At 27.2% G+C, this 4647-nt stretch carries 4 protein-coding genes; all 4 read left to right on the plus strand.

The window, feature by feature from the left end:
* Window positions 1-457: hypothetical protein (locus tag MR593_RS06845; RefSeq protein WP_331474758.1), on the plus strand; the 457-nt coding region annotated here is incomplete at its 5' end.
* Between the two features lie 417 nt (window positions 458-874).
* Window positions 875-2911: a HelD family protein gene (locus MR593_RS06850; protein ID WP_290691201.1), complete on the plus strand. Its 2037-nt coding sequence runs from the start codon at window positions 875-877 to the stop codon at window positions 2909-2911.
* A 162-nt stretch (window positions 2912-3073) separates the two neighbouring features.
* Complete coding sequence (locus MR593_RS06855) at window positions 3074-4126, plus strand: hypothetical protein (protein ID WP_290691204.1); 1053 nt, start codon at window positions 3074-3076, stop codon at window positions 4124-4126.
* A gap of 315 nt (window positions 4127-4441) precedes the next feature.
* Window positions 4442-4647 (plus strand): hypothetical protein (locus MR593_RS06860; RefSeq protein ID WP_331474759.1); only part of this gene is annotated, 206 nt, incomplete at its 3' end.

A 4647-nucleotide genomic window follows, 5' to 3' on the forward strand; every position in this document is an offset into this window, starting at 1 on the left:
TTGTCTTGAAGAATTAAAAGATATTTATGGGAAGAATTTTAGTTTATTAAATGACAGAGAGAAGGTTTTAGCTTTAGTTACAGCTCATTTAGAAGGTAAAGTTACAAATTCTAGATTACAAACAATATCTAATAGTCATCCATATGATATAACGAAAATGTTACATGATTTAGAAGAAAATAAGTTTTTAATAGCAGAAGGTTATGGTAAAGGGAAAGTTTATTATATAAATCATGATTTTTTAGCTGAAAATAGTATTAATATTGATATAAATCAAAATGAAGAAAAAATTATTGAGTTTATAAAAGAAAATGGTTTTATATCAAACAAATTGTCAAGAGAGAAATTAGGATTTACTAAGGGAAAAAGTACAGAGTTATTTAAATCTTTATTATCAAAAGGTCTAATTATATCCTGTGGAATTGGTAAAGGTACAACTTATAAATTAAAAGTGTAATAGAGAAAATTATGCGAAAACATGCGTATTCATGCGTAAACCATGCGTATTCATGCGAAATCATGCGAAAACATGCGTAAAATTTGTATTTAATACTCATAAGTGAAGTTTTTTTAAAATTATAATAATATGTATTTTCAGGAAATATAGATATTTATAAAGTTTGACTACTCTCATCTCAACCAGTTTTTGAAAAATAGGAGAAGGAACTACTAAGTTTATGACTTAGTAGTTTTTTAATTATCAAGAATATGTCTATACTATATATAATATAAGAGTATTTAAAAGGAATAAAAATCATAGCAAAGAAAGTCGAGAAAACTACTAGCAATAGATGTAAAATGTACTTCTAGATTAAATAGATAAATTGAATTATAAAAATAATAATCTATCTAAGAATTAAGAGGAGGTACTATAATGCTAAGTAAATTTCCAGAAGAGAAGATACATTTAGATGCAACAATAGATAAATTAAATGAACATTTACAAGAATTAGATGAAAAAGTTAAGTTTTATGAAAAAGAGTTTAAAGAATCTAAAAAATATCTATCATCAAATAGAAGTGATATGGATTCGATGGAAATATTTTCAAATGAGAAGTCTATAAATCAAATTGTGAATTCAGGAGATTTCATTTCTGAACGAAAGGCAAAAATTGAAAAGTTAATAGATAATCCATATTTTGCGAGAATAGATTTTATGTATCGTGGAGAAGATGACATTGAAAAAATATATATTGGTAGAAGTACATTTATGGATAAATTGGGAGATATGATAATCTATGACTGGAGAGCGCCAATATCAAGTATGTATTATGATTTTGAGCTAGGAAATGCAAGCTATGATGCTCCTATGGGTAAGATAGAAGGTGATATCACTTTAAAAAGACAATTTAAGATATCAAAAAGCAATATAGAATATGTACTTGAAAGCAATATTAGTATAGGAGATGAAATACTTCAAAGAGAACTCTCTAAAACATCAGATCAAAAAATGAAAAATATAGTATCTACTATACAAAAAGAGCAGAATAGAATAATTAGAAATGAGAAAAATAATACTTTGATAATTCAAGGTGTGGCAGGCTCAGGGAAAACATCAATAGCACTACATCGAGTAGCGTATTTTTTATATAAATATAGAGAAAATTTGTCTGCTGAAAATATAGCTATAATATCTCCGAATAAGGTATTTGCTGATTATATTTCAAATGTTTTACCAGAGCTTGGTGAAGAGCCTATTATACAATTAGATCTTGAAGATATAGCAACTGAGGAATTAGACAATAAATTAGGTTTTGAAAAATTTATAGAACAGGTTAATGAATTATTAGAAATAGATGATAAGGATAAAATCCAAAGAATAAATTTTAAATCATCTTTAGAATTTATTTCACTATTAGATGATTATATTCATTATATAAATGTCGACAATTTTAATGAGGATAATCTTGTACTTGATGATATATGCATTGAAAAAGAGTTTATAAGAAGTAGATATAATGCTTATAATAAAAAACCTATCATGGAAAGATTTAATAAAATAGCTGAAGATATTATAGAAAAGGTAAAACTTGAAAAAATAAGTGAAAAAATACCTAGCAAAGGCGAAATAAGAAAGAAGCTTTTAGGAATGTGCAAATATAAAAATACATTAGATTTATATAGGAATTTCTTTAGATATATAAATAAAGAAGAACTATTTAAATTTAAGTCTAAAAATACACTAGAATATAATGATGTATTTCCATATATATATTTAAAGATATTCATTGAAGGTATAAATAAGAGGAATAGTATTAAACATTTAGTAGTTGATGAAATGCAAGATTATACTCCGATTCAGTATATGGTATTAAAAAATATGTATAAATGTAAAAAAACATTATTAGGTGATTTTGGACAATGTGTTAATCCCTATAATTCCAATTCAATAAAACTATTATTAGATATGTTTGAAGATAGTGAAGCTGTTGTACTAAATAAAAGCTATAGATCAACATATGAAATCATAAGATTTGCTCAAAATATATTGAAACAGAATATAGAGCCAATACAAAGGCATGGAGAAAAACCTAATATTATTAAATGTGAAAGCTTACAAGATGAATTAAAAGAAATAGAAAATATAATAATCGAATTTAATAAAAGCAGTTATTCTACTTTAGGAATTATGTGTAAAACACCAACGCATGCCAATGAAATATATAATAAATTAAGTCAAAAATATGATGTTAATTTATTGTGTAGCGATAGTTTAGAATTTAAGGATGGAATTACGATTTCTACAATTCATATGTCAAAAGGACTGGAGTTTGATGAAGTAATAATACCTACTGTAGATTCTAATTTATATAAAACAGAATATGATAAAAATTTATTATATATTGCTTGTACAAGAGCTATGCATAAACTAACATTAACTTATTATGGGAATGTAACTGAAATACTATAACAGTGAATTATAATACTTCATCGATGTGTATAATAGTAATATGAAGAACTGTAGAAGATATATAAAATATAGAAATAAAATAAGTTTAATTGCCATAACTAAATATTTAAGTTAGAAAATATGTTATACTGTATTTAATTATGATCTAGAGGGGGTATTAAAGTGGATGAAATAGGTCAAGTAGTTATACATAATTCGTTCGGTGAGGGGACAATATGTAGTAAAAAAGATAATGGAGAGCAAAGTTATATAATGGTTTCTTTTTCTGCAGGAGAAAAAAAGTTTGCATTTCCAAATGCGTTTAAAGATTTTTTGAAAGCAAAGGACGATAAATTTAAGGAATATATAGATGAATTAATAGTAATTACAGATAAGAAAAATAAGGAAAAGAAAATTAAAGAGGAACAAGCAAAAAATTCATTTGAAAATTCTGTACTTCCCAAAGAGAAAAAAGCAACTAGAAAAATAACTAGAAAAAGTAACAATGTGAAACCTTCAAATATTGCATTTAAATGTAATTACTGCGATGGGGGAAGAAATAAAGATAGAATAGGATTTAGAGGGGCATGTAGTTTGAAATTGATTCGCAATAATATATTTAAAGAACATAGAAAGTGGTGTCGTCAAAAGGAATGCCCTTGCTTTTTATTCTACAAAGGGGAAATGACCCGTAAAGAATTAGATGAAGCTTGTGAAGATGGCGGTTATGTTTGTTATGAAAGCCAGTTGCTTAGAGAATGGACAGCTTATGCTGGATATCATGGAGGAGAACCTCAACCGATAAAGACTGATGTTAGCGATAATTTATGTGTTTTAACGACAAGAGAGCCTGGAGTGCATGAAAAAGATAGATTTATTTTTGCGGTATTTTTGGTAGAGGAGTATTTTAGAGGAACTGATTATGCAGAAGGGTATGTTTCTGCACATCCAAAGTATAGAATAGAGCTTTCACCAAAACAGGCTAAAAAAATGTTGTTTTGGAAATATCATTGCAATAAAAATAGTTCTGATAGAATGTTTTGGGGTAGTGGATTGGTTAGATATCTTGAGGATTACCAAGCGGCTCAGATTTTGAGAGATGTTGCAAGAATAAAAAAGGGAACTAATGAAGAACGTTTAGCAAATGAATTTTACCATTATTATTGTAAGACACATGATATAAATGTTGATAAAATTGGAAAACCAAATGGTGCTTTGTGCAATCGTAAAAAATAAAATTAATAATTTAAATATTGTTTATATAAATTAGCATGTTAGGAGTAAAAAGTGGAAAGTTTTAAAGATATAAAATGGGTAAATGGATTGATGTGACTTGGTTTGAGCAGAGTATAGGGGCTCAGGATGTGGAGCCTGGTGAGTTTGTGAATTTTAATGATTTAGATCAAGATTTGGTGCTTTAAATAGGAGAGGCTTGCTGCAAATGTTGTTTTGTAGCGGTCTTTTTTTATGAAAAAATAAGAATAATTTCAAAATATATGTAAATACTATTAGCAGATATCAAATGAGAAATATAGGAAGGAAGTTACATATATGAGTGAAACTATTAGGGAAAAATTGGAAGGACGTGTAAGCTATCACGATTCAGTAGAGGAAATGCTAAAGAGAATAAAAACTGATGGACTTTCAAGTGTGTTTTCAAGATGGGATCCACAAGAGAAGATAAGATGTAAGTTCTGTCTTCAAGGCTTAAGCTGTCAATTATGCACACAGGGGCCTTGTAGAATTAATGAAAAAAC

This window comes from Intestinibacter sp., assembly GCF_022780145.1.
In the GTDB taxonomy this organism is placed as follows: domain Bacteria; phylum Bacillota; class Clostridia; order Peptostreptococcales; family Peptostreptococcaceae; genus Intestinibacter.

Bases quoted from the DNA above. Each gene is read 5' to 3' on its own strand.
- MR593_RS06850 (WP_290691201.1), top strand. From the start codon at position 875: ATGCTAAGTAAATTTCCAGAAGAGAAGATACATTTAGATGCAACAATA.